24 protein-coding genes are annotated in these 23,711 nt (G+C 44.5%); 13 read left to right on the forward strand and 11 right to left on the reverse strand.

All coding sequences use genetic code 11. The features are described 5' to 3' along the window. Nucleotides 1-15: 15 nt before the first annotated feature. On the reverse strand, nt 16-2,652 hold the full coding sequence (gene gyrA, locus ABIO93_RS22620; protein WP_348071911.1) for a DNA gyrase subunit A: 2,637 nt from the start codon (nt 2,650-2,652) through the stop codon (nt 16-18). Between the two features lie 278 nt (nt 2,653-2,930). Here gyrA and ABIO93_RS22625 point away from each other — a divergent pair, with 278 nt between their 5' ends. From ABIO93_RS22625 to ABIO93_RS22645, 5 genes are all read left to right on the forward strand, one after another. Beyond that, nucleotides 2,931-4,235 (forward strand): gluconate:H+ symporter, encoded by a 1,305-nt coding sequence (locus ABIO93_RS22625; RefSeq protein WP_348071913.1) that lies wholly within the window; start codon nt 2,931-2,933, stop codon nt 4,233-4,235. 34 nt (nt 4,236-4,269) lie between these two features. Further along, nucleotides 4,270-4,746: a RidA family protein gene (locus ABIO93_RS22630; protein WP_348071915.1), complete on the forward strand. Its 477-nt coding sequence runs from the start codon at nt 4,270-4,272 to the stop codon at nt 4,744-4,746. An 11-nt stretch (nt 4,747-4,757) separates the two neighbouring features. Then, nucleotides 4,758-5,870 carry a D-TA family PLP-dependent enzyme gene (locus tag ABIO93_RS22635; protein ID WP_348071917.1) on the forward strand — a complete coding sequence of 371 codons (1,113 nt, stop codon included), beginning with the start codon at nt 4,758-4,760 and terminating at the stop codon, nt 5,868-5,870. 22 nt (nt 5,871-5,892) lie between these two features. Beyond that, on the forward strand, nt 5,893-6,963 hold the full coding sequence (locus ABIO93_RS22640) for a membrane dipeptidase (RefSeq protein WP_348071919.1): 1,071 nt from the start codon (nt 5,893-5,895) through the stop codon (nt 6,961-6,963). Nucleotides 6,964-7,185: 222 nt separating this feature from the next. Beyond that, nucleotides 7,186-7,437 carry a hypothetical protein gene (locus tag ABIO93_RS22645; RefSeq protein ID WP_348071921.1) on the forward strand — a complete coding sequence of 84 codons (252 nt, stop codon included), beginning with the start codon at nt 7,186-7,188 and terminating at the stop codon, nt 7,435-7,437. Nucleotides 7,438-7,451: 14 nt separating this feature from the next. Here the strand turns inward: ABIO93_RS22645 and ABIO93_RS22650 are convergent, their stop codons facing one another. The 3 genes from ABIO93_RS22650 to ABIO93_RS22660 form a co-directional block, all read right to left on the reverse strand. Then, entirely contained in the window at nt 7,452-8,018 is a 567-nt protein-coding gene (locus ABIO93_RS22650; protein WP_348071923.1) for a DinB family protein, read from the reverse strand. A 72-nt stretch (nt 8,019-8,090) separates the two neighbouring features. Further along, entirely contained in the window at nt 8,091-8,675 is a 585-nt protein-coding gene (locus ABIO93_RS22655; RefSeq protein WP_348071925.1) for a Crp/Fnr family transcriptional regulator, read from the reverse strand. Nucleotides 8,676-8,705: 30 nt separating this feature from the next. Further along, entirely contained in the window at nt 8,706-10,943 is a 2,238-nt protein-coding gene (locus ABIO93_RS22660; protein WP_348071927.1) for a bifunctional alpha,alpha-trehalose-phosphate synthase (UDP-forming)/trehalose-phosphatase, read from the reverse strand. Nucleotides 10,944-11,607: 664 nt separating this feature from the next. Between ABIO93_RS22660 and ABIO93_RS22665 the strand changes: the two genes are divergently transcribed. The 3 genes from ABIO93_RS22665 (at nt 11,608) to ABIO93_RS22675 (ending at nt 15,058) form a co-directional block, all read left to right on the forward strand. Then, a complete protein-coding gene (locus ABIO93_RS22665) occupies nt 11,608-12,180 on the forward strand; it encodes a hypothetical protein (RefSeq protein WP_348071929.1) in 573 nt (190 codons plus the stop codon). Nucleotides 12,181-12,519: 339 nt separating this feature from the next. Further along, complete coding sequence (locus ABIO93_RS22670; RefSeq protein ID WP_348071931.1) at nt 12,520-14,238, forward strand: tetratricopeptide repeat protein; 1,719 nt, start codon at nt 12,520-12,522, stop codon at nt 14,236-14,238. 418 nt (nt 14,239-14,656) lie between these two features. After that, nucleotides 14,657-15,058: a DUF1801 domain-containing protein gene (locus tag ABIO93_RS22675; RefSeq protein ID WP_348071933.1), complete on the forward strand. Its 402-nt coding sequence runs from the start codon at nt 14,657-14,659 to the stop codon at nt 15,056-15,058. Nucleotides 15,059-15,062: 4 nt separating this feature from the next. On the opposite strand, the gene ABIO93_RS22680 is transcribed toward ABIO93_RS22675, so the two are convergent. From ABIO93_RS22680 to ABIO93_RS22690, 3 genes are all read right to left on the reverse strand, one after another. Continuing rightward, on the reverse strand, nt 15,063-15,455 hold the full coding sequence (locus ABIO93_RS22680; protein WP_348071935.1) for an NUDIX domain-containing protein: 393 nt from the start codon (nt 15,453-15,455) through the stop codon (nt 15,063-15,065). Between the two features lie 17 nt (nt 15,456-15,472). Next, entirely contained in the window at nt 15,473-15,925 is a 453-nt protein-coding gene (locus tag ABIO93_RS22685) for a DUF1569 domain-containing protein (RefSeq protein WP_348071937.1), read from the reverse strand. A 106-nt stretch (nt 15,926-16,031) separates the two neighbouring features. Continuing rightward, on the reverse strand, nt 16,032-17,186 hold the full coding sequence (locus tag ABIO93_RS22690; protein ID WP_348071939.1) for a beta-eliminating lyase-related protein: 1,155 nt from the start codon (nt 17,184-17,186) through the stop codon (nt 16,032-16,034). A 91-nt stretch (nt 17,187-17,277) separates the two neighbouring features. On the opposite strand from ABIO93_RS22690, the gene ABIO93_RS22695 reads away from it, so the two are divergent. From ABIO93_RS22695 to ABIO93_RS22705, 3 genes are read left to right on the forward strand one after another with little or no spacing between them, the layout of a single operon-like run. After that, a complete protein-coding gene (locus ABIO93_RS22695; RefSeq protein WP_348071941.1) occupies nt 17,278-18,684 on the forward strand; it encodes a DUF4932 domain-containing protein in 1,407 nt (468 codons plus the stop codon). Nucleotides 18,685-18,743: 59 nt separating this feature from the next. Further along, nucleotides 18,744-19,151: a type II toxin-antitoxin system RelE/ParE family toxin gene (locus ABIO93_RS22700; protein WP_348071943.1), complete on the forward strand. Its 408-nt coding sequence runs from the start codon at nt 18,744-18,746 to the stop codon at nt 19,149-19,151. Then, nucleotides 19,148-19,471 carry a helix-turn-helix transcriptional regulator gene (locus tag ABIO93_RS22705; RefSeq protein WP_348071945.1) on the forward strand — a complete coding sequence of 108 codons (324 nt, stop codon included), beginning with the start codon at nt 19,148-19,150 and terminating at the stop codon, nt 19,469-19,471. Before ABIO93_RS22700 ends, ABIO93_RS22705 begins: the two co-directional genes overlap by 4 nt. A gap of 10 nt (nt 19,472-19,481) precedes the next feature. On the opposite strand, the gene ABIO93_RS22710 is transcribed toward ABIO93_RS22705, so the two are convergent. Next, nucleotides 19,482-19,934, reverse strand: a complete 453-nt coding sequence (locus ABIO93_RS22710; protein ID WP_348071947.1) for a GNAT family N-acetyltransferase — start codon at nt 19,932-19,934, stop codon at nt 19,482-19,484. A 261-nt stretch (nt 19,935-20,195) separates the two neighbouring features. Here ABIO93_RS22710 and ABIO93_RS22715 point away from each other — a divergent pair, with 261 nt between their 5' ends. Together ABIO93_RS22715 and ABIO93_RS22720 are read left to right on the forward strand one after the other, a co-directional pair. Next, nucleotides 20,196-20,426, forward strand: coding sequence for a DUF433 domain-containing protein (locus ABIO93_RS22715; protein WP_348071949.1), 231 nt, complete (start codon nt 20,196-20,198; stop codon nt 20,424-20,426). Next, nucleotides 20,410-20,733 carry a hypothetical protein gene (locus tag ABIO93_RS22720; protein WP_348071951.1) on the forward strand — a complete coding sequence of 108 codons (324 nt, stop codon included), beginning with the start codon at nt 20,410-20,412 and terminating at the stop codon, nt 20,731-20,733. The genes ABIO93_RS22715 and ABIO93_RS22720 overlap by 17 nt, the downstream gene beginning before the upstream one ends. A 40-nt stretch (nt 20,734-20,773) precedes the next feature. Here ABIO93_RS22720 and ABIO93_RS22725 read toward each other — a convergent pair whose 3' ends face one another. The 3 genes from ABIO93_RS22725 to ABIO93_RS22735 are packed head-to-tail and all read right to left on the reverse strand — an operon-like array spanning nt 20,774 to nt 23,708. Beyond that, nucleotides 20,774-22,069 (reverse strand): MFS transporter, encoded by a 1,296-nt coding sequence (locus ABIO93_RS22725; protein ID WP_348071953.1) that lies wholly within the window; start codon nt 22,067-22,069, stop codon nt 20,774-20,776. Further along, nucleotides 22,069-22,707: a bifunctional 4-hydroxy-2-oxoglutarate aldolase/2-dehydro-3-deoxy-phosphogluconate aldolase gene (locus ABIO93_RS22730; RefSeq protein ID WP_348071955.1), complete on the reverse strand. Its 639-nt coding sequence runs from the start codon at nt 22,705-22,707 to the stop codon at nt 22,069-22,071. Before ABIO93_RS22730 ends, ABIO93_RS22725 begins: the two co-directional genes overlap by 1 nt. Then, complete coding sequence (locus ABIO93_RS22735; RefSeq protein ID WP_348071957.1) at nt 22,704-23,708, reverse strand: 2-dehydro-3-deoxygalactonokinase; 1,005 nt, start codon at nt 23,706-23,708, stop codon at nt 22,704-22,706. Before ABIO93_RS22735 ends, ABIO93_RS22730 begins: the two co-directional genes overlap by 4 nt. Nucleotides 23,709-23,711 lie beyond the last annotated feature (3 nt).

The raw sequence follows: 23,711 nt of genomic DNA on the forward strand, positions 1-23,711 counted from the left end.
TTATTTTTACAAAAATCATGCCTCTGACTCGTCAGCAGGATCATTTTCGTCTTCTTCATCATCCTCCGTCACATCTTCATCTTCTTCTTCCTGATCCTCGGCAGTAAGAATTTCCACGTCTCCCGCGCCCTCACCTTCGATCACAGCAGCCGGGCGTACGATCACGTTTCCGTCTTCGTCCAGTTCTTCCACTTTTTCTTCGTCCGGATCTTTCAGAATTCGCGTCACAGAAGTGATTTCGTCAGAATTATTCAGTTTGATCAATTTGACACCCTGCGTATTACGGCCTGCCAAACGAATATTCAAAACGCTCATTCTGATTGCAATACCATTTCTGGTGATAATCATCAAGTCATCCTGTTCGGTGACCTCGCGGATCGCAACCAGTTTACCTACTTTATCCGTAGCATTCATGGTGGAAACACCTTTACCACCACGTTTGGTAATACGGTAACTATCTATATCAGAACGCTTACCAAAACCATTTTCAGAGACTACCAGCAGCTGAGCATCTTCTCTGTTGATACAAACCATACCAATCACCTTGTTCTCAGGATCATTCAGGTTGATACCGCGCACACCGGCAGCAGTTCTTCCCATCGGGCGAACTCCTTTTTCGTTGAATCGAACGGCACGCCCTGCACTTGATGCGATCACGATATCATTGTCTCCGTTGGTCAGCGCTACATTCAACAGTCGGTCACCTTCGTTGATAGAAATCGCGATGATACCATTTGTACGCGGACGAGAGTAAGCTTCTAGCAAAGTCTTTTTGATTGTGCCCTGCTGCGTACACATTATGAGGTAATTATTGTTGATATAATCCTCATTTGATAAAGTCCTAACGTTGATCACTGAACGAATCGAATCTCCGTTTTCCAGGCTGATCAGATTTTGGATCGGACGGCCTTTGGAATTTTTACTTCCTTCCGGCACTTCGTATACCTTCATCCAGAACAGTTTACCATATTCTGTGAAAATCAACAGGTAATTGAGCATCGTCGCGGAGAACAAATGCTCGGTGAAATCGGTATCCTTGGTTTTCACACCACGGGAACCTACCCCACCCCTGGTTTGCGTACGATACTCGGACAATGGTGTTCTTTTGATATACCCTTCATTTGAAATGGTAATCAACATTTCATCATCCGGGATCATATCTTCATCGCTGAACTCTTCGGCTGCAAACTCAATTTTGGTCCTGCGTTCGTCGCCATAGCGTTCCCTGATCTCTCCGAGTTCTGTTCTGATAATGTCAAACTTACGGAATTCGTTGGCTAGAATGTCTTTCAAATCCGTGATCAGAACCATGATCTCGTCGTATTCCTTTATAATTTTATCTCTTTCAAGACCTGTCAACCTTTGCAGACGCATTTCAAGGATCGCCTTGGCCTGGATCTCGCTTAATGCGAATTGCTCCATCAAACCGTTTCTGGCGGTATCCGGGTCGCGCGAGCTGCGGATCAGGGTAATCACTGCGTCCAGATTATCCAGGGCAATAATCAAACCTTCCAGAATGTGGGCGCGTTTTTCTGCCTCTCTCAGTTCATACTCGGTACGTCTTGTAATCACCACAATCCGGTGATCCACATAATGCCTGATCAGGTCTTTCAGATTCAGCGTTACTGGCCGTCCTTTTACCAGGGCCACATTATTGACACCGAATGATGATTGCAATGGGGTGTATTTGAACAAATGGTTCAATACAATATTTGGAATAGCGTCCTTTTTAAGATCGAACACGATCCGCATTCCATCCCTATCCGATTCGTCGCGGATGTCGGAAATTCCGTCTAATTTCTTGTCATTGATCAAGCCGGCGATACGTTCAATCATCGCAGCCTTGTTGGTCATATAAGGAATTTCCGTGATAATGATCTGCTCACGGCCAGTCTTGGAGACTTCGAAATTCGCTTTCGAGCGCATGATGATGCTGCCGCGACCGGTTTCAAAAGCAGAACGCACGCCCTGATAACCATATATAATACCCCCCGTTGGAAAATCAGGCGCCTTTACGTACTCCATCAATTCGGGGATGGTAATTTCATTATTGTCAATATAGGCCAGCACACCATCAATAACCTCTGAAAGGTTGTGAGGCGCCATATTGGTAGCCATACCCACCGCGATACCGGAAGAACCGTTAACGAGCAAGTTCGGGAATTTGGCCGGGAGAACAGAAGGCTCTGATAATGAATCATCGAAATTCGGCTGAAAATCGACGGTATCCTTACCCAGGTCATTCAACAGCTCATCAGCAATCCTTTTCAGTCTTGCCTCTGTGTAACGCATCGCCGCCGGATTGTCACCGTCAACCGATCCGAAGTTACCCTGACCGTCAACCAATGGATAGCGAAGCGACCAAGGCTGGGCCATACGCACCATGGTATTATACACTGAAGAATCCCCGTGCGGGTGATACTTACCTAAAACCTCCCCTACTATACGAGCCGATTTTTTATGCGAGCGGTTGTAATTAACACCTAAATCCGACATCCCGTAAAGAACCCGCCTGTGTACCGGTTTCAAACCATCTCGAACGTCGGGTAAAGCGCGGGAAATAATAACTGACATCGAGTAATCGATGTATGCTCCACGCATTTCATCCTCAATATTAATGGGGATAATGTTTTCACCAGAAGATTCTGCCATAAAGAATTAGAAAAGAATCGAAAAATTAGTGAGAGATTGAAATTATTCAACTACTCAGTGAATTAGTACAATATTGTAAGTTCCAAAAAGTCAAATTTCGCTATTTTAAAGCATTCTAACAAACTATCTTTTATGCTATTTCTGCGTTCCGTTTGTATGTCCGTGATATCCCGACTTTTACCCGAAATACCATCGAAATAAAACTTAATTCGCTTCGATCATTAAATTTCCCCTTCTTCCATCTTATAAAGCAAAGCTTACTTTTTCACAACTCCATTATGCCTTTATTACTAACCTTTATAGCGATTCTTGCGCTAATTTTACTGATTGCCTGGTTAAAGATTGACACATTCATTTCCTTCCTGCTAGTCTCCATAGGACTTGGTCTGGCAAGCGGACTGGATGTTGAAACCGTTAGTAAGGCTATTCAGAAAGGTGTGGGCGGAACACTGGGCGATCTGGTTTTAATCGTAGGTTTCGGGGCAATGCTCGGTAAAATGGTCGCCGATAGCGGAGCCGCCCAGCGAATTACGGATGCATTAATTGGCCTGTTCGGGCAAAAATACATTCAATGGGGCATGGCGCTGGCAGGATTTGTGATAGGTATACCTCTGTTTTATAATGCTGGCTTTGTGATTGTGATCCCATTGATTTTCATGATCAGCGCCACGGCCAGGCTCCCACTCTTATATATAGGTGTACCCATGCTATCCGCGCTATCGGTCGCGCACGGGTATCTCCCGCCCCACCCTTCTCCTGCGGCCATTGCAAGTCAGCTGCATGCGGATCTGGGAAAAACACTTTTTTACGGTATCCTGGTCTCGATTCCAGCCATAGCAGTCGCTGGGCCGCTTTTTGGTAGCACCCTTAAAAGATTTCAGCCCAAACCTGATGCAGACCTGTTTAATGTAAAACCAAGACCTACTTCCGAACTTCCCGGATTGGGAATAAGTGTCGTTACAGCTTTACTTCCTGTATTTCTTTTGACAACTATGTCGGGTGTAAAGCGACTCTACCCGGACAATAAAGTGATCGGTTTACTCGCCGAGCCTTACTTCGGAATGCTGGTTTCCGTACTTTTCGCGGCCTATGCATTAGGACTGCAACGTGGAATGGAAATGAAAAAGATCAGCAAATCAATGGAGGAAGCTTTCAAAGGTGTTTCTGTGATTTTGCTCATCATTGCAGGAGCAGGTGTTTTCAAAGAAGTAATGACGGCCAGCGGTGTAAGTACCTATATAGCAGACAATCTCAAAAATATCAACATTTCACCTCTGCTGCTCAGCTGGGGAATCGCGGCCGTGATCCGTGTTTGCGTTGGGTCGGCCACGGTCGCTGGGCTTACTACGGTTGGCATCCTTTCCCCGCTTTTGGTCAACTCCGCAGTACCGCCCGAATTGCTTGTACTGGCCATTGGATCAGGCAGTCTGATGTTTTCTCACCTGAATGACGGCGGCTTCTGGCTGTTTAAAGAATACTTCAATCTGAGCATTAAAGACACGCTGCTTACCTGGTCGGTGATGGAAACAATTGTCTCTATCATGGGATTGCTGGGGGTTTTAGTGCTAAATTTGTTCGTTTAGAAATCAGAAATCAATATTTACCAATCTACTAATCATGGATAATACGCCTGAATCGAACTTCGCTGCCCTTGGTCTTAACCTCCCTCCCGCTCCAAAACCCCTTGGCGTATACAAGCCGCTTTTGATCGTTGACAAACGCTGGGTTTACGTTTCTGGACATGGCACCGTGCAGGATGACGGAACATTAATAAAAGGAAGAATTGGTAAAGATATGGATGAGGATGCAGGCAAACTTGCAGCTCGTCAGGTGGGATTGACCATTCTATCTACATTAAAAGCAAACCTGGGAAGCCTTAACAGAATTAAGCGGGTAATCAAAGTCTTGGGAATGGTGAACTGTACACCGGATTTCGAAAAACATCCGTTCATTATCAATGGATGCAGCGAGTTGTTTGCCAAAATATGGGGCGAAGAAAACGGTATCGGCGTACGCAGCGCAGTAGGTATGGGCTCATTGCCGGATAACATTCCGGTTGAGATTGAAGTGATGTTTGAGTTGGAAGAGAAATAGAACTTAAAAATATGGCCTGGTTTCAACTCAAAAATCCCGACGAGGTAATTTCGCCTTCGTTACTGTTCTATAAAGATCGCATTGAGAATAATATCCGTAGTATGATCAGTATTGCGGGAGATGTGGATCGTTTGGTTCCGCATGTTAAAACCCACAAATGCGGTGAAGTCGTTAAAATTCAGCTGCAACAGGGAATCAGCAAATTCAAATGCGCGACGATTGCCGAGGCTGAAATGCTGGCTGACGCTGGTGCTAAATGGATTCTGATTTCCTATCAGCTGGTAGGTCCCAATATTTCGCGACTGTTTCAATTGCGTGCCAAATATCCCGACATTATTTTTTCCTCATTGATCGACAACGAAAAGTCCGCGAATGATTTGAATGAGGCGTCGATAGCGCATGATTTCACTTCAACGTTTTTTATAGATGTTAATAATGGGATGAACCGCTCGGGTAGTCCGACAGACGGAACTATACTATCCCTGTACCGCTATGTGACGAGCCTGCCCAACATTGCGTTCACGGGAGTTCACGCCTACGACGGCCACATCAGAAACCCGGAATTTTCAGAACGAAAACTGGCGACAGATGAAGCATACGACAAGATTTTGCCATTGCTTGATCTGATCAAAAACGATGCCGCAGGCGAGCCCATGATCATTGCAGGCGGATCGCCTTCATTTACGGTGCACGTGTTAAGGCCAGAAGTTTTTCTCAGTCCTGGGACCAATGTGCTTTGGGATTGGGGTTACGGCGACCGATTCGACGGGCAACCCTTTCAGCATGCAGCGCTCATTCTGACACGCGTAGTTTCAAAACCGACTGCCGGCATTGTCACCATTGACCTTGGCCATAAAGCCATAGCTGCTGAAAATCCTGTCGAGAGCAGATTCAAATTGCTGAATCTCAACGGTTACACGGTTTTGAGCCAAAGTGAAGAACACGGCGTATTGGAGGTCGGCGCCGAAGCCTGGGAATCCATCCAGATCGGTGATGTGCTTTATGCACTCCCCTATCACATTTGCCCTTCGGTAGCATTGCACGATTATGCCAGTATCATTGAAAACGGCGAAGTTACCGGTGAATGGAAAATTACTGCACGTACCCGCAGACTGACTATTTAGTACTCATTTAAAATATTCATACATGTTTCTTTTTGATGCCCACCTCGACCTTTCGATGAACGCCGTTGAATGGAACCGCGATCTGACGCAGGAATTGAGCGCCATTCGTGAGCGTGAAAAGAACCTGAACGACAAACCTGATCGCGGCAAAGGCGTCGTCAGCTTTCCTGAAATGCGTAAAGGCAATATCGGAATGTGCGTCGCCACACAAATTGGCCGTTTCGTAAAACCCGACAGTAAAATCCCTGGCTGGCATTCGCAGGCACAGGCATGGGCACAAACCCAGGCCCAAATCGCCTGGTACAAAGCCATGGAAGAAGCGGGCGAGATGGTACAGATTACTGAACTCGCAGGGTTGCATAAGCATTTAAATCTTTGGCAAACAGCCGAATCCACTGAAAATTTGCCTATCGGGTACATTCTCAGCCTGGAAGGTGCAGACTCATTTATAAGTCTGAAAAATCTGGAAATAGCTTACCAATACGGCTTGCGTGCGATCGGTCCGGCACATTACGGCCCGGGCGTGTATGCATACGGTACCGATTCGGATCAGCCGCTTTCTCAGAAAGGCAAAGACCTGCTTATTGAAATGGACAAGCTCGGTATCATTCTTGATGCCACGCACTTATGTGACACAGCATTCTGGGAGGCCCTGGATATTTTCAAAGGACCGGTTTGGGCGAGTCATAATCTGGTACGTGAAATTACCCCGCATAATCGCCAGTTTTCCGATGCGATGATCAAGGAGTTGTTGGAAAGAAAAGCGGTGATCGGTATGGCTTTTGACGCGTGGATGATGATTCCGGGCTGGATCAGAGGAAAATCGACTCCCGAAAGTACCGGTCTAAAAATCGAGCACATTGCCCAGCACATTGACCACATTTGCCAGCTGGCCGGCAATGCACTCCACGTAGGCATAGGCTCCGACCTGGATGGCGCTTATGGAAAAGAACAATCTCCCGGAGACCTCGATTCCATTGCTGACCTGCAATCCATCACCTCTATTCTATCGTCACGCGGCTATTCTGAACAGGATATTGAACAAATTATGTGGCGTAACTGGGTTGATTTTCTGGACAGAAGCTGGAAATGAAAAGTCTAATGAATTCTTAATATTCGAATAAAGTAATAGTCAGAAAAGCTTTGCAACTTACGTCCGGGTTACAAAGCTTTTTTGTTTTGAACAATTAAGATATTTTAACAATACTTATTTGTAATTATTATAAATAAGTGTCACTTTTGGGAAAGCAAACTAAAACCAGCGATATGATAGACTATACTTAGTCAAAAGCTATCCTTCATAATAAGAATTACCATGAGAAATACATATAAGATTTCATTTCGTACTAAAATCAAGAATACAAAGTCATTTCAGCGACTGCACGATTGCCTTAAACAATTAAATGTAAAGCACTGGGCCTACGATTTTCAGGAATTACTGCTTACCCTTACCTCGGAATTGTCGGATTTTAGCAGAATACAGGCTGTGTTACGCTCAGCGGGGTATGTTTGCCATTTTGTTAAGCTTGAAAACCTGGATGATAACGGCGGCCTGGCAGTGGCCTAAGCAATGTAAAAGGCTCAGATACTGGCTACTTTTACCAGATTTCTCTTAGCCTGCTGCATATGCCGCTCATCATGGGCGATAATGAATTGAAAGACATCTCCTACCCTTAACTTTATAAAAGGCAGAATCGAAACTGGGATCTTAATGGTCTCCATGTCCTTACTAACCGCATTTCTTAACAAAAATAGCATGTCTTCCTGCTGCCGGAGAAACTCCGCTACCGTTTGAGCCGCGTCCAGTTCCGAAGGCGGGATATGTCCTTTGAAAGCTTTGAATTTGCCCTTACTAGTTTCCGGTTCCATCATTTTGGTAAAATACGCTCCCAGCCAACTACTTGTAAAATCCTGCTTTTCGAAGTTTTCAGCTGCTTTTTCTATTTCCTGTCGAATTTTGGGCAGGTAGTAATCGCCGTAGCTGTTCAAATGTGCGAGACATTGCGCGATACTCCACCCTCCCGAAGACGAAGGACTGTTCAGAAGAGCTTCCTCTCCATTCTGGAACAAGACCATTGTATCTGAAATGTGACCTTCGACCCGGTCTTCGAGCTTTTGCAGCAGTTCTTTTTTATTTACTTTTCCCATTGCATTTCTGGTTGGATTCAATGCAAAGATGCCGGTTCCCTGATTTCTAAAATTTGGTAAAAACCAAGATTTTCAGATTCTCACCTTATTGACCAACTTACTAAAATTCGTAGGATCAATGCCCAGATAATTGGCCAGATACTTATGAGGTACGAGCTGCAAAATATGCGGGCTGCGTAAAAGTAGTTTCCGGAACTTATCCTCGGAGGAAAAACATTGCACTTCTACCAATCGCTCCATCACACCGGAAAGTGTTTGCGTGAGTCCCAGCCTGACCATTCGTTCAATCGCCGGCCGCTCATTCATCAGCAATTTCAGTTCACTGTAAGGCGCTTTTAGGAATCTGGAAGGCGTTAATGTCTCATAATAGTACCGTGAAGGCTGTTCCAGCAGCAACGAATCCACTACTCCACCAAAAGATGGCGCGTAGGTAAACACAATCGTCGCCTCCCGGTTCTGTTCATCCAGATAGTAGACCCGCTGCACGCCTTCAATCACAAAATACAAATGCTTTTCCTTCTCTCCTATGGTGGTGACTATCTCTTTCCGTCTGGTCTGAAACGGTTTCCAGATCGAGGAGAGCGCTAACCAGTCATCCTCAGATAAGGGCTGAATAGCATTAACAAGTGAATGTAAATGTTGTAAAGGATCCTGCATTTGATCCCCAAAATACAAAAAACGCCAGAATTACTCGCCTATCGACGTGACCATAAAATCCAGAAAATGAAAGACCTCTTCCTGATTTCTGATGTGGTTACGCGCGGCCGACAGATCATCCCCGATTTTAATGGTAAACGAGTCATCAGGCAAAGCCTCAAACATATCCTCATCGGTCGTATCGTCGCCAATCGCCAGTACAAAGTCGTAATTGCCAATTTCAACAAAAGTCCTTGCGGCAGTACCTTTGTTGAAAGCTGTCTTTTTAACTTCTACGACCTTGTTACCATCGATCACTTGCAGATTCAGTTCTGGTTGAATGTAGTTTTTCAATTGCCAAAGGAGCTCCTGCGCACGGCGGCTTGCGTATTCTATTTCATCGGCAGTGCGGTAATGCCAGGCCAGCGCAGTTTCCTTTTCTTCGACAAATGCGCCGGGACATCTTTTCGCGTAAATCTGCATAATCGGGCGGATGCTGTCTTTCCAGTTTTCCTCATAGCTCTCATTAAGCAGCCATTCAGTACTACCTTTCAACCGGGTCAATGCGCCATGCTCCGCGATAATGTGAACTGGCATCTCTTTAAAAAGCTGGTCTAAAAAGTGACGGTCCCTTCCGCTGATAATGACGACCGTATCTCTTTTGGCAATATCCTGTATCAGCTTCCTCACATCTTCCGAAATGATCGCCTTCGCAGGATCAGGCACAATGGGTGCCAACGTGCCATCGTAGTCAAAAAATAATATTCTGTTTGTTGAAGATTGATAAGCCCTGCGGATTGAATCAATACCTCTATCGGTCAGAAACACCTGGCGCAGCCTTTCGTGTTCTTGTTCAAGCATCATCATTTGTGTAAAAAAATCATTGGTCCATGCAAAGACGTCGTAATCCTGTATACGCTCGCGCATGGCGTCCATTCTTTTGGTTTGTTCTTCAACCGGCATTTCAAAGGCCGTTTTGATTGCGTCGGCAATATCCTGCTGATCGAGCGGATTGATGATCAACGCTTCTCCGAGCTCCGCTGCAGCACCTGCCATTTCGCTGAGTATCAGCACTCCTTGCCTGTCCTTCCGGCTTGCTACATATTCCTTGCATACGAGGTTCATGCCATCCCGTACTGGCGTAATGAGCGCAACATCACTGGCAGTATACATGCCAACCATTTCATGATAAGCCATGGACCGGTACTGATAGATAATGGGCTGCCAGTAAATATTGCCATAGTCCGCATTAATCCTTCCGACCGTCTGATCAATCTCCGATTTCATCTGCTGGTACTGGTCGATGGTATCTCTTGAAGGCACCACTACCATCACAAACGATACCTTTCCATGCCACTCCGGGCAGTTTTCCAGAAACCGTTGGTATCCTTTCAGTCTGTGAATAATTCCTTTCGAATAATCCAGTCGATCGACGGAGAAAATTATTTTTTCCTTTAACGACTGCCTTGCCTCGTGTCTGGCCTCCGCCACTTCAGGCTCGTCGAACGCAGCATTAAACTTCGCGAAATCAATGCTGATCGGAAATGAATCGACCTTAATGATCCGGTTGCTCATATTAATGTAATGCAGCTTATTCCCATAGCCTGACACCAGCCTTGCCGCTTTCAGGAAATATTCCACATAATCATTGGTGTGGAACCCGACCACATCAGCCCCCAGTATACCGTCGACAATTGCCTTGCGCCAGGTAACCGGTAATAGCCTGAAAAGCTCAAAAGATGGAAATGGAATGTGAAAAAAGAAGCCGATTTTATTTTCCGGAAACCGTTCACGTATCAGGCCGGGAAGCAGCATTAGCTGATAATCCTGCACCCATACCACATCACCGGGCTGAATGATCTCAGCTACTTTATCAAAAAAGAGTTTATTGGCAACCTGGTAGGCATCATAATAGGCTTCATCAAAGCGGGCAAGCGAAGGGAAGTAATGGCATAACGGCCAAATCAGATTATTGCAGAATCCTTCATAGTAGTTTTCATTTACCTCATCTGAAATAAAAACCGGATGCGCCTGAAAGTCATCATTGGTAAGCGACTGTCCTTCCAGTTCCTCTGGGGTATTTTCCGAGAAACCTATCCACTGGATTTTCTCGGCAGAACTGAAAGTCGGCGCTGTTTGGTCGTTGACTAGTGATAAAACCGCAGAAACCAACCCGCCCGAATTCTGAAACAATTGCACCTGATCGTTCTCCATTATCAACTTAAACGGCAATCGATAGGCTACAATAATGAGTCTTCCTGGTTGTAATGGTTGTTTAGAATTTTCCATAGATTTCAAAAAAGGCAAAAAACCTATGCCAATGCACCTTCAAACATTAAAAAAAAATATTCTTTTGACAGCCGCCAGATTTATACTAGCTTAGTACCTGCAACCTCCCTCATCATGTTAAAAGGAACCGGTAACTTCCGGGCAGGATGATCATTCGTGATTGTTTTGTGAGCAATTCACATTGCTGTTTTCCATACAATAACATGATGATTGACCACAAATACAGGTTTTTCGAGACCTTAGATTAGTCAAGGACTACAATCATGTAATCGCAGATTAATAACTGTGCCACTCTTTGTTGTGGGTTGCCGGCGGTCAGAAATGACCGCCATTTTTTTGTCCGTCTGATAATACGGATACGTCCATACGTAGCGTTTCTTGGCGCAGAACAGGGCAATTATGGGCAAGCTCTGGAAAATTATACCCAAGCCGTCTCCATTTCGTAAAACTCCATTTTTTTCCAAAATCCATTCTTTTTGACAAACGAAGCGGGTTTTGAATGCATGTACACCATTTGTATACCCGTATGTGATAAGGGTTTACCTCATGTATACCCTCTTGATTTGACTACTGGTTTACGCTGATCGTAAGTTTGCAATGCGTTCGAAACAGCGCCATTTGCCATTCGGCAGGTGACCTCCAAAAGCCTTTACTACTCAAAAAAATGAAAAGTCTCATTCCCGTTCTGATTACGATCAGTATCACCCTCACATTAAAAGGGTATTTCAGCAGTGGCACTTTCAACACGGATGCCGCCGAAAGCATTTCTCAGAACAACGTATCACCAGCACTCACCGCGCAATCTGACACAATCAAAGTGGCAGTTGAATTCCCAAAAACATTTGAATTGCAACTCGTAAAAACCGCTGTCATTTCCCTCGAGAAAAATGTAGACTTCGGTAACCCTTATGTGCTGTCAGACTATCCGATCGGTGCCGTAAACTGGATTTCCCGCGAAGGGTTGACGACTGCATTACCGCCTTCCAAAATTCAGTCCTTTACATCCGGTACACCCATTGCGAAAGGCCTTAGCTGGCAAGAACTAAATACGGCGATCGCGCCGAAGTACCTTTTACCAAACCACGTACCCGGCTATTCATTTTCGGCTGAAAAGCTTCCTTCTAATACGGTCATTACTTATCAGACAGCCGACGGAAGCTATTATATCCTGGGAGTGAAGCAAATTTCCTGGGGCAAAACCCGGGCGATCGAGCTTTCCGTTTACCATGCATCCTGATTTCACATTTACTGTTATATACACATTTATTTATCCTCCATACTAACAACATTACGACAATGGATTATTCAGCATTACGCATAGCCCGTGAAGGAGAGGTACTTATCTTTTTAAGCTTCATCATGATTGTCTGGGCCATTTCCTTGATCCGCTCCGAAAAAATCGAACGGGTCTCTTCGAAAAACAATCGCTAAGATATTTTAACACACTATATGCATAAAACGATCTGGTTTTGCAAACAGGTTTTCTGGCTTAAATGTCCGGAAAACCTGTTTTTCGTTTCAATTTCTTACCTAAATATTGCTATTTTTGCCGCTTACCTCCTTTTGCTGTTCCCGAATGAAAGATTTGCTTACCAATCGTTTCATTGCTCTTTTTTGTGTGCTAAGCCTGTTCTGTTGGCCTGCATTCGCGCAGTTTGAAAACATGGTCAACCAAACGCATGCACAGCGTTACACAGCCATTCGAAAGTTCATCGTGCAGCACGTCATGAAGTTCGACACCATCGAATCTTTCAAATCTATTCAAAAACTGCATGAAGTAGCGGTAAAAGCCAAAGACGAAGATCTGGTACTGGAATCCAATCTGCTAGTGATGCTTCTGAAAGCGCAAATCAAAAAAGAAAACCCTCGCAGGCTGATCCGTGGTACCAGGACTGTGCTCAGAAAAGCAGAAAAAGCCAACAATCTGCAAATCCAGATTAGGGCAAGGATGATGCTGAGAGGCTTTTACTGGTATGAAACCAAGAACTATGAACTGGCATTCGAGCAGTATCTCAAAATTTACCCGCTGCTTAAAAAAGTAACGGCGGAAGATTTTCCCGAAAAAGCCTACACCCTCACGCAAATGGCAGAAGCCTACTACTTCTTCGCGGATTTCAAAAATGCCATACGCTATTCCAGGGAGGCGCTCGCCGCAGAAGTAATTGAAGACCACCGGGGTGTGCACAACACGGCGCGAAATACGATCGGGCTAAGTCACATTAAATTAGGTAGGCTGGATTCAGCTGATGTTTACTTTCAATGGATCATGGATAATGTGGGGATCAACGACTACGACGTTTGGAAGGGAATAGCACAGGGCGACCTCGGGCTCACTGCCTACCTGCGGGGAGACTACCAAAAAGCATTACCACTGCTACAAAGTAATGTAGATCAGGCTTTGATTTTCGGAGACCATAGCCAAGCTGCCAGGTCACTCACATTGCTGAGCGATATTTATTTCAAAACCGACCGGATTGAGGATGCAGAAAAAACAATGCTCCAGGCCAGAGAAAATGTCCGCCGTTCCGGGCTTCTCAAACCGTTGGAGCAACTTTACCAGGTTTTCGCGAAGGTGTATGCTACCCGTGGCGACATTAAGCTGACCAGCACCTACCTTGATTCTGCAAACCAGATAAAAGACCAATTGGCTAATGAGTTCAACTCGATCCAGATGTTGCGAGCCACCGAAAAGTCCCAATTACAATCGCACCGTGCCGCAATGCAACGGGTGGCGGCCGAGAAACAGATCAAGACATTGGAAAGAAATATTCTCTTGATTCTGATGGTGCTTTTGGTAGTAGTACTGTTTTATTTTTACAAAACGCATTACTATCAGGCCAGGGAAAAACAGCGGGTCATTAACGATCAGCTGATCAAAGCCGAGCAGGAGCTCACATTTGCGGCCATTCAGCTGGAAGAGTTTACCAGAAGCATTTCCGAAAAGAACCTGCTCGTTGAAGAACTAAGTGCTAAATATGGTATCAATGTAAGTGATGAGACAAGAATCGAACTGCAAAAAAGCACGATTCTCACTGATGAGCAATGGGAATATTTCAGGGCGCTTTTTGAGAAAATCCACGCCGGCTACCTGCATCGGCTAAGGGAAAAACTACCAGGCCTCACCCCTGCCGAAACACGCTTTATGGCACTTTCCAAACTAAATCTGACTTATAAAGAAATGGCTAGTACGCTCGGGATTTCGGTCCAGAGCGTACGCGTAATCCGTCACCGTATCAGGAAAAAGCTCAATATCCCCGAGGAAGCGGATTTGCATGATGTCGTGGACACAATATAATACGCACATAATCAGACTGTAACGAATTGGAATGTTTTTGGAATGCCTGTTTCTCTGCATTTTATAAAGCTATTTCTACATTTGATACTGTAAGACCTAGCCTGTGTTCAATATGAGATTCGTAAAGTACAAGTATTTCATTTTGCAGTCTATGCTGCTCGTGCTCCTAGTCTTCCTGACAGTTTGCAGATGGTGGAGTGGCCATTTGGAGCAAGCGCATAAAAAAGAAAAAAATAACCCTAACCTAACCCATCAATTAACGATTCGTTAGACCCTCCTTTTATTATTTCAGTGATCGTGGATCGACCATCGACTGGGCATGATAAAAGAAACTTGAAGAGTGAGTAAAAGCTTTTGCATGTCAAAGGCTTTTACTTTTTTTTTGTTATTTGCAACAAAACTCTTAAACCCAGCATTCATGCCAAAGGAAGATAAACCTGCTTCAAAACCGAGGGCAAAGAAATTAACCGACACCGAACAAGTTGCCGAGTTTATGAGCAAACTGGAACATCCGTTAAAGGTAGAAATTGAAGCGGTCCGTCAGATCATCCTGAACGCCGATCCGAAAATCTCGGAAAGGATCAAATGGAATGCGCCGAGTTATTACACCACAGCCGATCTGTTGACTTTTAACCCGCGATCGCAAAAAAATGTGCACCTCGTATTTCATCACGTTACGATTGTTCAGATAAAATCTGCATTGCTAGAAGGCGATTACAAAGACCGGCGAATGGTATATTTTACCGATATGCAAGACATTGAAAACAAAAAAACAGAACTTGAACGCATTCTGAATGAATACGTTCAACTTGCCGGTTAACCAATCAGTCCAGTAATTCTCTTGCGAGCAGGTCGTCAAATATGATTTTGTCGACTTCGGATACTTTCTCGCGGTCGGCGTAGGACAGCCAGGCGATCTCTTCAATTTCAGCGGAAGGCGCTATCTCACCCGAGTAAAGGCCCGCGTAGCAACGCATATTCACCATTACACCTTCGGGTTGGCCGTGCGCTTGTGCTAGAAAGGTACCGTAAAATACGAGGGATGCGGGATCAATGATGATAGTCAATTCTTCTTCAATCTCACGAGTTAAGGCATTTTCGTCGGACTCACCGAGTTCTCTTTTACCGCCCGGAAGATAAAATATGTCGCGACCGCGGGTCCGCGCAACGAGGACTTTTTTGTCTTGAATTTCAATGAATGCTAGTTTGTCAATCATGGTTTTAATTTGTTACCTCACACTCCGAATTGTGTGAGATGGTGATTTAAATGTTTGTAGAACATGGTATTCCACTCCGTTGAGGTGAGTTTCCCAAAACTTAACGATTCTTTACCATTGAAGTGTTGCTCCCCAAGCTCTGCCGTTTTCTTCAAATATCCAATTAGTCGGCTTTTTTCCAGTTCAAAATCCTTGTCGCCGGTAATGACGAATGCAGGGGCAGTCTGCTGACTTTTGACATAGGGTTTATCTCCACAAACTGTACTTTTCGCAAAAATCTGCACCAGCAGCCTCATTAGAATGTTCGGCTTGGGATGTATATTTTCAAAAGCCATTTCATAAGCGACATTGCAATGTGCCAGCATCTGAGGAGCATTCATTTTGCCCCATAGTTGCTTTGTTTCCGGCTGAAGTACGGCGATCCGCTCCGTTAATTGAGCTACTGTTTCGGGTAAGAAGATGTTTTGCATTGTTGGTGGTTGGTTGCGATTCAAGGGTATTTTATGGTTAATGTTGGGCGTAGTCTCTGACCGCCCGGCGGCCCGGTACGTCCAACACCAATAACTCATTCATTTTTCAAGCCTCTTTCAACGCTTCCAAAAATAAGCCTGTCAGTTCCTGAACCGGAATCCTATTGATAGAAGGGTTCACTTTCAGCATAAAACCGTGATCACCCGATTTAGCTATTTCAATATTCCTTTTCGCCAGGCCTTCCTTGAATTTGTCCGGATTAGCATTTATAAGTAGGAGATTTACAAAATGCGAGCCATTTTCTATTGTACCGAATTTGACGCGTTCATTCCTTCCCAGCTCTTTGAACAATTTCTCGCTGCTGGACCATGCCAATTTGTACTCATTCATGAAACCGTCGGCATAATGCAATGCTACCGCGGCGAAAACCCAGGCTGCCGGCAGCCCGCCGCCGAACATTCGTCGTTCATGGAACAGTTTCGCAGTAAATGACCGATCACCAGCCAAAATAGCGCCCGAAGAAGCATTAAAGCATTTCCACATGGAAGTAAAAACAGTATCGAACAGTTCACCGTAACGCTTAGGTTCTACACCGGTATGCACCGCTTGCTTAAACAACCTCGCACCGTCCAAATGTGTTTTGATACCATTCTTTTTGGCAAAATCAGTGATCTTTTTCAGGCTTTCGTAACTCACCATTCTATCCTGCTGGCGCCTCACCGGTGTTTCGATCGCGATAGCACCGATCTGCGCTTCCACGCGGCCCAGTTTGGTTTTGGCAATGATCGCTTCAACATCTTTCAAAGAAAACTCCACGGTATTGGCACCCAATGGTATCAGATTTAACCCGCTCAAAATCTGCGAACTATCCCCTGTATCATTGTAAATATGGCTCTGTTCCTGAACGATTACCCTGTGATTACTACCTGACAATTTTCGCATGGCAATGTGGTTTGCCAAAGTCCCAGTAGGCATAAACACACTGGATTCCTTTCCGAGCAATTGGGCAAATTTGTTCTCCAATTCCTCCACTACCCCGCCATTGGAATAAAAATCCGCCTTGATCTTACCTTCATCCGCGAGTTTCATCAACAGACTGGCATATTCCTTCGGACTCTGGTTCAATCCGTCATGCAAGAAATCCACAGCTTGTGCCGATTTCAAAGGGTTTTTTAAAGAATTATTTCCGGCAAAAGCACCATTGGTATCAGCGGTAGCAGCAAGCATACTGCCTAGTTTGACAAAGTCTCTTCTCTGCATCGGAGTGAATGAATAAATTTCAACTAAAATAAGGACAGAAATAGTTAAAGCCGCTATTTTGTAACCTTTATACATAAAATTAATCTTCATCATGAGCAAACTCGCACTCGCCTGCTTCTTCATCGCACTCATTTCGATTTTCAATGGAGCCGTTTCATTTTCTCAGAATATTAAAGTCATCAGGGCATCAGGTAAAAGTGTCGATATCAGAGTCGGGAGCGAGTTGAGAAAATCGAACTGGAATATTTCTCCGGATATCAAACCAGATGTCTATGATGTTTACGTTCCAAAGGCGGGTAAGGCTGTGACATTCATTACCAACAAAGATTCAATTCGATTTGACGTAAAACCCGATGATTATCAAGCATTTGTCATCTTGTTAAATGGAAAAGACAGCGCATTTACGGCGATCAAAGGTCATCTCGACGTTCCCCGCGCAAGGTTTTCCGACGATTATAAAAAGTCACATACCGGAAAAACATTCGTAGAAATCCCGCCGGTTTACGAATTGATGAATGTTGTGATGGCGATCACGAATGAAGGAAAGAAGGACAATGGCATGATCAGGAAGAACAATACCTATTATTCTGACGTCCTGCAATGGTTTGATCAGTATCATAACGACCCGGCGGTTGTAGCTGTGAATGCCGAAATTGCAAATCCCGACAACTATTTTTCCGCGAAAATGGATGCTTACGCATTTGAATACCAAAACGAAAAGATAGTGCAAAGTCATGTTTACGATCGTATTGGCTTTTCAAACACGAACAATATACGGTCACTAATCCCCGCTTTGCAAGAATTCGCTGTTAAAAGCAAGTTTGCTGATTTTTACAAAAAGCATCAAAATTATTATGACGGCCTCATCACCAGTTACCGTGATTCCATCGGAGTTCCTGAAATGCAAAAGTGGTTGGTCATCAACTTTCCATCTACAAAGTATGACTCATTCAAAATCATATTTTCGCCATTGGTAGCCAGTAACCAGTCAGCCACATGGTTTGAATTCGACGGTTTTAAGGAAGCGCAGGCGCACGTCAACTTTCCGTTCCATAGTGCAAACCAACCAAAAACATACTCCAAAGAAGCCTCGCTGGTTCAAGACGGGTCCATCGTTTTTACTGAGCTCAATCATGCATTCATCAATCCCGAAAGTGCAAAACCGCAATACGCAGAAAGGATAGTCAAAACCTTTGCTAATCTGGCTACCTGGAACAATCCGGAGAAACCCGCCAAGTACTATAATGATCCATTTGCCTCCTTCAATGAATATATGAACTGGGCATTGGTATGCCTCCGCTACCTGGATTACGCACCCAAAAACGAGCAGGAAAAGCTGATTCAGCAAACCGAAAACATGATGGTCAACTCACGCGGCTTTATAAAATTCGCCGAATTTGATCAGTTTTTGGTGAAGCTGTATAGGAATAGGAAAAAAGGACAGGTGCTGGCTGATTTGTATCCGGAGATTGTGGGGTGGTTTGAGGGGAATAAGTAGGGATGTACCTCTATTTTAAATCTAATTCAAAAATTGCCTAGGGAATAAGTTTCCTTTCAATGAAACTTATTTATATCTTTACAACACACACATTATATCCAGAAATGATTGAGAAACTATTCGACATCATTATGCTCGAAGAAGCATTTGATTTTCTTAAAAGTATTGACAAAAAGCATTCGGAGAAAATACTTTATAACATCAGGAAGGCTCAAACCAGTCGTGATCCCGAACTTTTCAAAAAACTAACTAACGAAATTTGGGAATTCAGAACGCTATATCGTGGATCTCATTGCCGCCTGCTTGCATTTTGGGATAAGAGTAATACTCAGCAAACACTAGTTATTTCGACACATGGATTTGTAAAAAAGCAAAGTAGAGTTCCCGATACCGAAATTGGAAGAGCCCTCCAGATCAGGGATAAGTATTTTCAAGAGAAAGAAAAATCAAACAACGAAACGAAATGAAAACCTACACACTGGAAGAAGTTCAGGATCAGTTAATCGGCAAAACCGGTACACCAGCCCGCGATAAATTCGAATATGATTTACAAATTGACCTGATGGGGCATGCTATCAAGCAAACCCGTTTGGAACGTCATCTTACACAGGAAGAACTTGGAAAATTGATTGGTGTACAAAAAGCACAGATTTCAAGACTGGAAAATAATGCGGGTAATGTTACCGTTGACACATTAATGAGAGTTTTCTCGGCTTTGAAAGCAAAGGTTAGCCTGCAAATTGAACTGCTAAATGCCGACAGTACCATCGGAAAGGCAAGTTTTTAGCAACAATCATCTAACCCAACACCTTCTCAAAACAAATACTATTCGCCACACCTTCATACTGGCCATAATTCGCAGTAATCTGATAATTGTTCTTTTTATAGAACGCGACGGCTTCGGTTTGCCTTTTGCCGGTTTCCAGAATGCAGCGCGTGGCACCTAATTCTGCTGCCCATTTTTCCAGTTCGCCCAAAATTTGGGAGGCAGTACCCTTATTTCTGCCCTCGGGAGCTACGTACATTCGTTTCACTTCCATCGTTTCTGGTTCAAAAACTTTGATCGCCCCGCAGCCAATGGGCGTTTCGTCGTCGTACACGACAATGACATGTTTGATCTTGTCAAGCTTGTTGTATTGGGAATAAAAAGCATGCTCGTCGCCGTCGGTAGTGGCCAGGTAGGCGTCCAGGGATTTGATTAAAGTGATGAAGTCGTTGTTGTCGGAATCAGTTCTGGTAATGTTGATCATATTGATGAAATGTGGTGTTGTTTCATTCTAAGTATCTCAATATTACAAAATGTTTGTCTTCCTCCATTCAAGTGATCATATGAAACAAACAGAATTGAAGTAAGGAAAAATATTTTCATTAATCAAAGGAATATTAAGCAGAAGCACAATCAATGAAGTGGGTGTACGTATAATAAGGTACATAAGCTTTGGATTAACTCCGTAATTTGACCGCACATATATGGTAAGTTTGTATATTTGAATTAACATAAAAATCAGGATATGCTATACGGACGAGTGAGTATTGACCCCGAGATAATGAGCGGCGCACCGGTTTTTGCAGGAACTCGTGTTCCTGTTCAAAATTTGTTTGATTACCTTGAAGGAGGCGAGGATCTGGCGGAATTCCTTGATGACTTTCCATCAGTTTCCAAAGAAACTGCACTGGCCGTGCTAGAAATGGCTAAAAAGACCCTGACATCTGAAAAACTGCTAAATGAAAATTTTGCTTGACGAGAGTTTGCCACGTAAGCTTCGTCAAGATTTTGGAATTGAGCATGAAGTGTGGACTGTAAGAGACAAAGGCTGGCTAGGGAAAAAGAATGGTGAGTTGCTTAATCTCATGATTAAAGATCATTTCGAAATCTTTGTGACCGTAGACCGAAATCTCACTTATCAGCAGAACATTGAAAGACTAGCAGTAACTATTTTTGTTTTGTGTGCTTTCAATAACAGGCGGGAAACATTGAAACTTCTGGTTCCAAAAGTCTTTGAAAGAATTGCAGCAGGTGATCTTCAAAATCTGATTGAAATCTATTAAAAAACCAGAGCAAAGTCCACAGCTTGAAAGGTAAATCCTCCTAACGCAAATCATCCAACTCCACTACCTTCACCGTTTTGGTCAACAAATGAATGATCAGCCATGCTACCAGGTACGTACAGCCGCAGATCGTGAAAATAATGTTATAGCCAGCCTGAATGTTGCCCGCTGCCTTGTAAGTATCGAGCAGATCGCCAATCAGGATCGGGAACAGGATCCCTCCTACCGCCCCTGCCATGCCACCGATACCTACAACCGAACTCACAGCCTGTTTTGGAAATAAATCCGAAGGCAAGGTAAACACATTCGTCGCCCAGGCCTGGTGCAATGCAACCGCCAAGCTGATCAGCCCCACAGCCACCCAAACGCCCGTCGCAAACTGGATCAGAATGACCGATAGTTCCAGAAATGCAAAGGCCAGCAGCACCGTTTTACGTGCCTTCAATGTCGGCCAGCCTTTTTTGATCAGCCAGGACGAAAGGTAACCTCCGCCGATGCTGCCGACCGTAGTCGCCGTGTAAATCAGCATCAGTTCCAGACTTGGCTTTTTGAGATCCAGGTTAAATGTAGAAGCAAAGTAAGACGGGAGCCAGAACAGAAAAAACCAGTAAATTGGGTCAATGAGGCCTTTTCCGGTAATGTAAGCCCAGGTTTGCGGGAATGTAAAAAGTTTGATCCATTTTACGGGCTGCTTTTCCGCCTCATTCTCGTCCTGATCTTGTCCGCTGGTAATGTAATGCAGTTCCTCTTTGCTAAGCCGCTTCTGTTTCGTCGGAATGTCGTAAAAAATCAGCCAGAAAATCAGCCATACGAAACCCAGCGCTCCTGTGATCCAAAACACTCCCTGCCAGCCATAATGTTCGAGTATCCATGGTTCCAGTATCAATGCTACAACAACGCCGACACTCGTTCCGGCATTGAACAACCCGGTCGCCAGCGCACGTTCCTTTTTGGGAAACCACTCAGCCACCGTCTTCACCGCCGCAGGATAGTTACCAGCCTCGCCGAGCCCAAGCCCAACCCGCGCCAGGCCAAAACCAAACGCGCTGCGCGCCACCGCATGCAACATACCTGCAATGCTCCAAAACACAATGGTAATGGAGTACCCTGACTTCGTTCCGATCTTATCAATCAGCCAGCCGAAAAGTAGCAAACCCACCGCATAAGCAGCCGTAAAAGCCATCACAATGCGTGCAAAATCGGTTTCTGTCCACACAAATTCTTTTTCAAGAATGGGTTTCAGCAAGCCGATAATCTGCCGGTCGAGGTAATTAATGGTGGTGGCTGTGAAAAGCAAGACCACAATGATCCAGCGATAATTTTTGGTGGTACCCATTACACGGCGAGTTTTTGAACGAATTGCAGAAAATGCTCCCTCAACCCGTCCCAGTTTTTGTCTTGAATCAATTTTTTGTCAAAAAGTTGCCCGCCGATCCCCAGGCCATTTGCCCCCGCTTTCAGAAACGCTTCCATATTTTCGAGCCCTACTCCACCGGTAGGAAGCAATTTGAGCTGGCGCATGGGCGCTTTCAAATCTTTAATGTATTCGGGCCCCAGTGATGTAGCAGGATAAATTTTGACCATCGTAGCTCCTAATGTCCAGGCATTGTAGATTTCCGTTGGCGTGAATGCGCCCGGGAAGACTGGTATGCCTTTTTTGACACAGGATTTGATCACTTTTTTATTGATAATGGGCGTGACGATGAATTGCGCTCCGGCTTCCAGCGCAATTTCCAGGTCGTCTTTGGTACACACCGTTCCGGCACCAATATTCAGTCCTTCACCCTCGTTCTCCAATGCATAGCGAATGATTTCCGCTGCGCCAGCCGTATTCATGGTAATCTCAATGGTAGTAAGTCCCACTTCGCGGTAAATAGGCAGAATACGCTTTATATCGTCAGGAGACACATTTCTAATGATGCCAACCAAGGGTGCTTTCTCAAATAACTCACGGGAAAATGTACGCTCACTCATAAATTGGTTTTGTTCAATGTTAAATTCTGATGTTCAAATATTTTAATCTGTCCGATCGTCGCGGCCCTGCCTACTGTCATAGCCGGAATGATAGTTGTTCTTCCTGAAAGGTTCAATGCTTCAATCGCAGCATTATAAAGCTTAAAAAGGTTATTTTGGCAACATAATACCAATTGCGTACCCGTTTCTTTTGTCAGATGCCGCATTTCCGCACCGATCAGCAGGCCGCTCAGGAACATTGCATTTTGTTTCTTATCTAATAAATCAAAAAGCTGGTTAGTTCTTACTGTAAATAATGTATTTAAAATATCGCCATAACCCGATTCCCTGATCCCGGTAATGAATGATTCCCGGGCATTTTCGGAAAAATAGGTCGCATCATCCAGCTCGACAGAATCTCTCAGTATGCTGTGCCGGGCCATCAGATTAAAAACTTCGCCTGTCATGTAGGTCTTGAAATCAATTAGCCGACCATCCCGCACAAACATATGCTTCGAATGCGTCCCGGGAAAAATAAAGATCGCATCCTTGTCACCCAAATCCATTGCCCCAATCAATCCGATCAGCTCTGTTTCTTCCCCGCGCATTACATCATGGTTACTACACACACCCGAGAGGAGCAGGATATCGTGTGGAAAGTCCTCTCCTTGCTCAAAATGCCGCATCATGGTGTGCTTCCCGTCGAGCGAAAATGGTAAGGTAGCGTAAGCAATTTCCTGAATGCCCAGCGAAGATGAAGCCATGCCAGATAGCACCATGGGAATACCGTCGAGATTCAAAGCTACTTTTTCCGCCAGTAAATCAATGTGTTGCTTCAATTCCTGGCGAAAAAAGGTTTCCCTGGAGATGCCGTTATTTTCTATTTCTTTCCAATGATTAAACGTGTTACCAATACCATTTTGCGACAATACCTCTCCAATTACCGTCTGATTCTCCCTATTGACCAACCGCAACCGGAAAGACGTCGTCCCCCAATCACAACACAGCAAGTATCTCTCCATTTT

The organism is Dyadobacter sp., from assembly GCF_039919315.1.
Lineage (GTDB): Bacteria > Bacteroidota > Bacteroidia > Cytophagales > Spirosomataceae > Dyadobacter.

Bases quoted from the DNA above. Each gene is read 5' to 3' on its own strand.
- gyrA (WP_348071911.1), bottom strand. From the start codon at position 2,652: ATGGCAGAATCTTCTGGTGAAAACATTATCCCCATTAATATTGAGGAT.
- ABIO93_RS22625 (WP_348071913.1), top strand. From the start codon at position 2,931: ATGCCTTTATTACTAACCTTTATAGCGATTCTTGCGCTAATTTTACTG.
- ABIO93_RS22630 (WP_348071915.1), top strand. From the start codon at position 4,270: ATGGATAATACGCCTGAATCGAACTTCGCTGCCCTTGGTCTTAACCTC.
- ABIO93_RS22635 (WP_348071917.1), top strand. From the start codon at position 4,758: ATGGCCTGGTTTCAACTCAAAAATCCCGACGAGGTAATTTCGCCTTCG.
- ABIO93_RS22640 (WP_348071919.1), top strand. From the start codon at position 5,893: ATGTTTCTTTTTGATGCCCACCTCGACCTTTCGATGAACGCCGTTGAA.
- ABIO93_RS22645 (WP_348071921.1), top strand. From the start codon at position 7,186: ATGAGAAATACATATAAGATTTCATTTCGTACTAAAATCAAGAATACA.
- ABIO93_RS22650 (WP_348071923.1), bottom strand. From the start codon at position 8,018: ATGGGAAAAGTAAATAAAAAAGAACTGCTGCAAAAGCTCGAAGACCGG.
- ABIO93_RS22655 (WP_348071925.1), bottom strand. From the start codon at position 8,675: ATGCAGGATCCTTTACAACATTTACATTCACTTGTTAATGCTATTCAG.
- ABIO93_RS22660 (WP_348071927.1), bottom strand. From the start codon at position 10,943: ATGGAAAATTCTAAACAACCATTACAACCAGGAAGACTCATTATTGTA.
- ABIO93_RS22665 (WP_348071929.1), top strand. From the start codon at position 11,608: ATGAAAAGTCTCATTCCCGTTCTGATTACGATCAGTATCACCCTCACA.
- ABIO93_RS22670 (WP_348071931.1), top strand. From the start codon at position 12,520: ATGAAAGATTTGCTTACCAATCGTTTCATTGCTCTTTTTTGTGTGCTA.
- ABIO93_RS22675 (WP_348071933.1), top strand. From the start codon at position 14,657: ATGCCAAAGGAAGATAAACCTGCTTCAAAACCGAGGGCAAAGAAATTA.
- ABIO93_RS22680 (WP_348071935.1), bottom strand. From the start codon at position 15,455: ATGATTGACAAACTAGCATTCATTGAAATTCAAGACAAAAAAGTCCTC.
- ABIO93_RS22685 (WP_348071937.1), bottom strand. From the start codon at position 15,925: ATGCAAAACATCTTCTTACCCGAAACAGTAGCTCAATTAACGGAGCGG.
- ABIO93_RS22690 (WP_348071939.1), bottom strand. From the start codon at position 17,186: ATGCAGAGAAGAGACTTTGTCAAACTAGGCAGTATGCTTGCTGCTACC.
- ABIO93_RS22695 (WP_348071941.1), top strand. From the start codon at position 17,278: ATGAGCAAACTCGCACTCGCCTGCTTCTTCATCGCACTCATTTCGATT.
- ABIO93_RS22700 (WP_348071943.1), top strand. From the start codon at position 18,744: ATGAAACTTATTTATATCTTTACAACACACACATTATATCCAGAAATG.
- ABIO93_RS22705 (WP_348071945.1), top strand. From the start codon at position 19,148: ATGAAAACCTACACACTGGAAGAAGTTCAGGATCAGTTAATCGGCAAA.
- ABIO93_RS22710 (WP_348071947.1), bottom strand. From the start codon at position 19,934: ATGATCAACATTACCAGAACTGATTCCGACAACAACGACTTCATCACT.
- ABIO93_RS22715 (WP_348071949.1), top strand. From the start codon at position 20,196: ATGCTATACGGACGAGTGAGTATTGACCCCGAGATAATGAGCGGCGCA.
- ABIO93_RS22720 (WP_348071951.1), top strand. From the start codon at position 20,410: ATGAAAATTTTGCTTGACGAGAGTTTGCCACGTAAGCTTCGTCAAGAT.
- ABIO93_RS22725 (WP_348071953.1), bottom strand. From the start codon at position 22,069: ATGGGTACCACCAAAAATTATCGCTGGATCATTGTGGTCTTGCTTTTC.
- ABIO93_RS22730 (WP_348071955.1), bottom strand. From the start codon at position 22,707: ATGAGTGAGCGTACATTTTCCCGTGAGTTATTTGAGAAAGCACCCTTG.
- ABIO93_RS22735 (WP_348071957.1), bottom strand. From the start codon at position 23,708: ATGGAGAGATACTTGCTGTGTTGTGATTGGGGGACGACGTCTTTCCGG.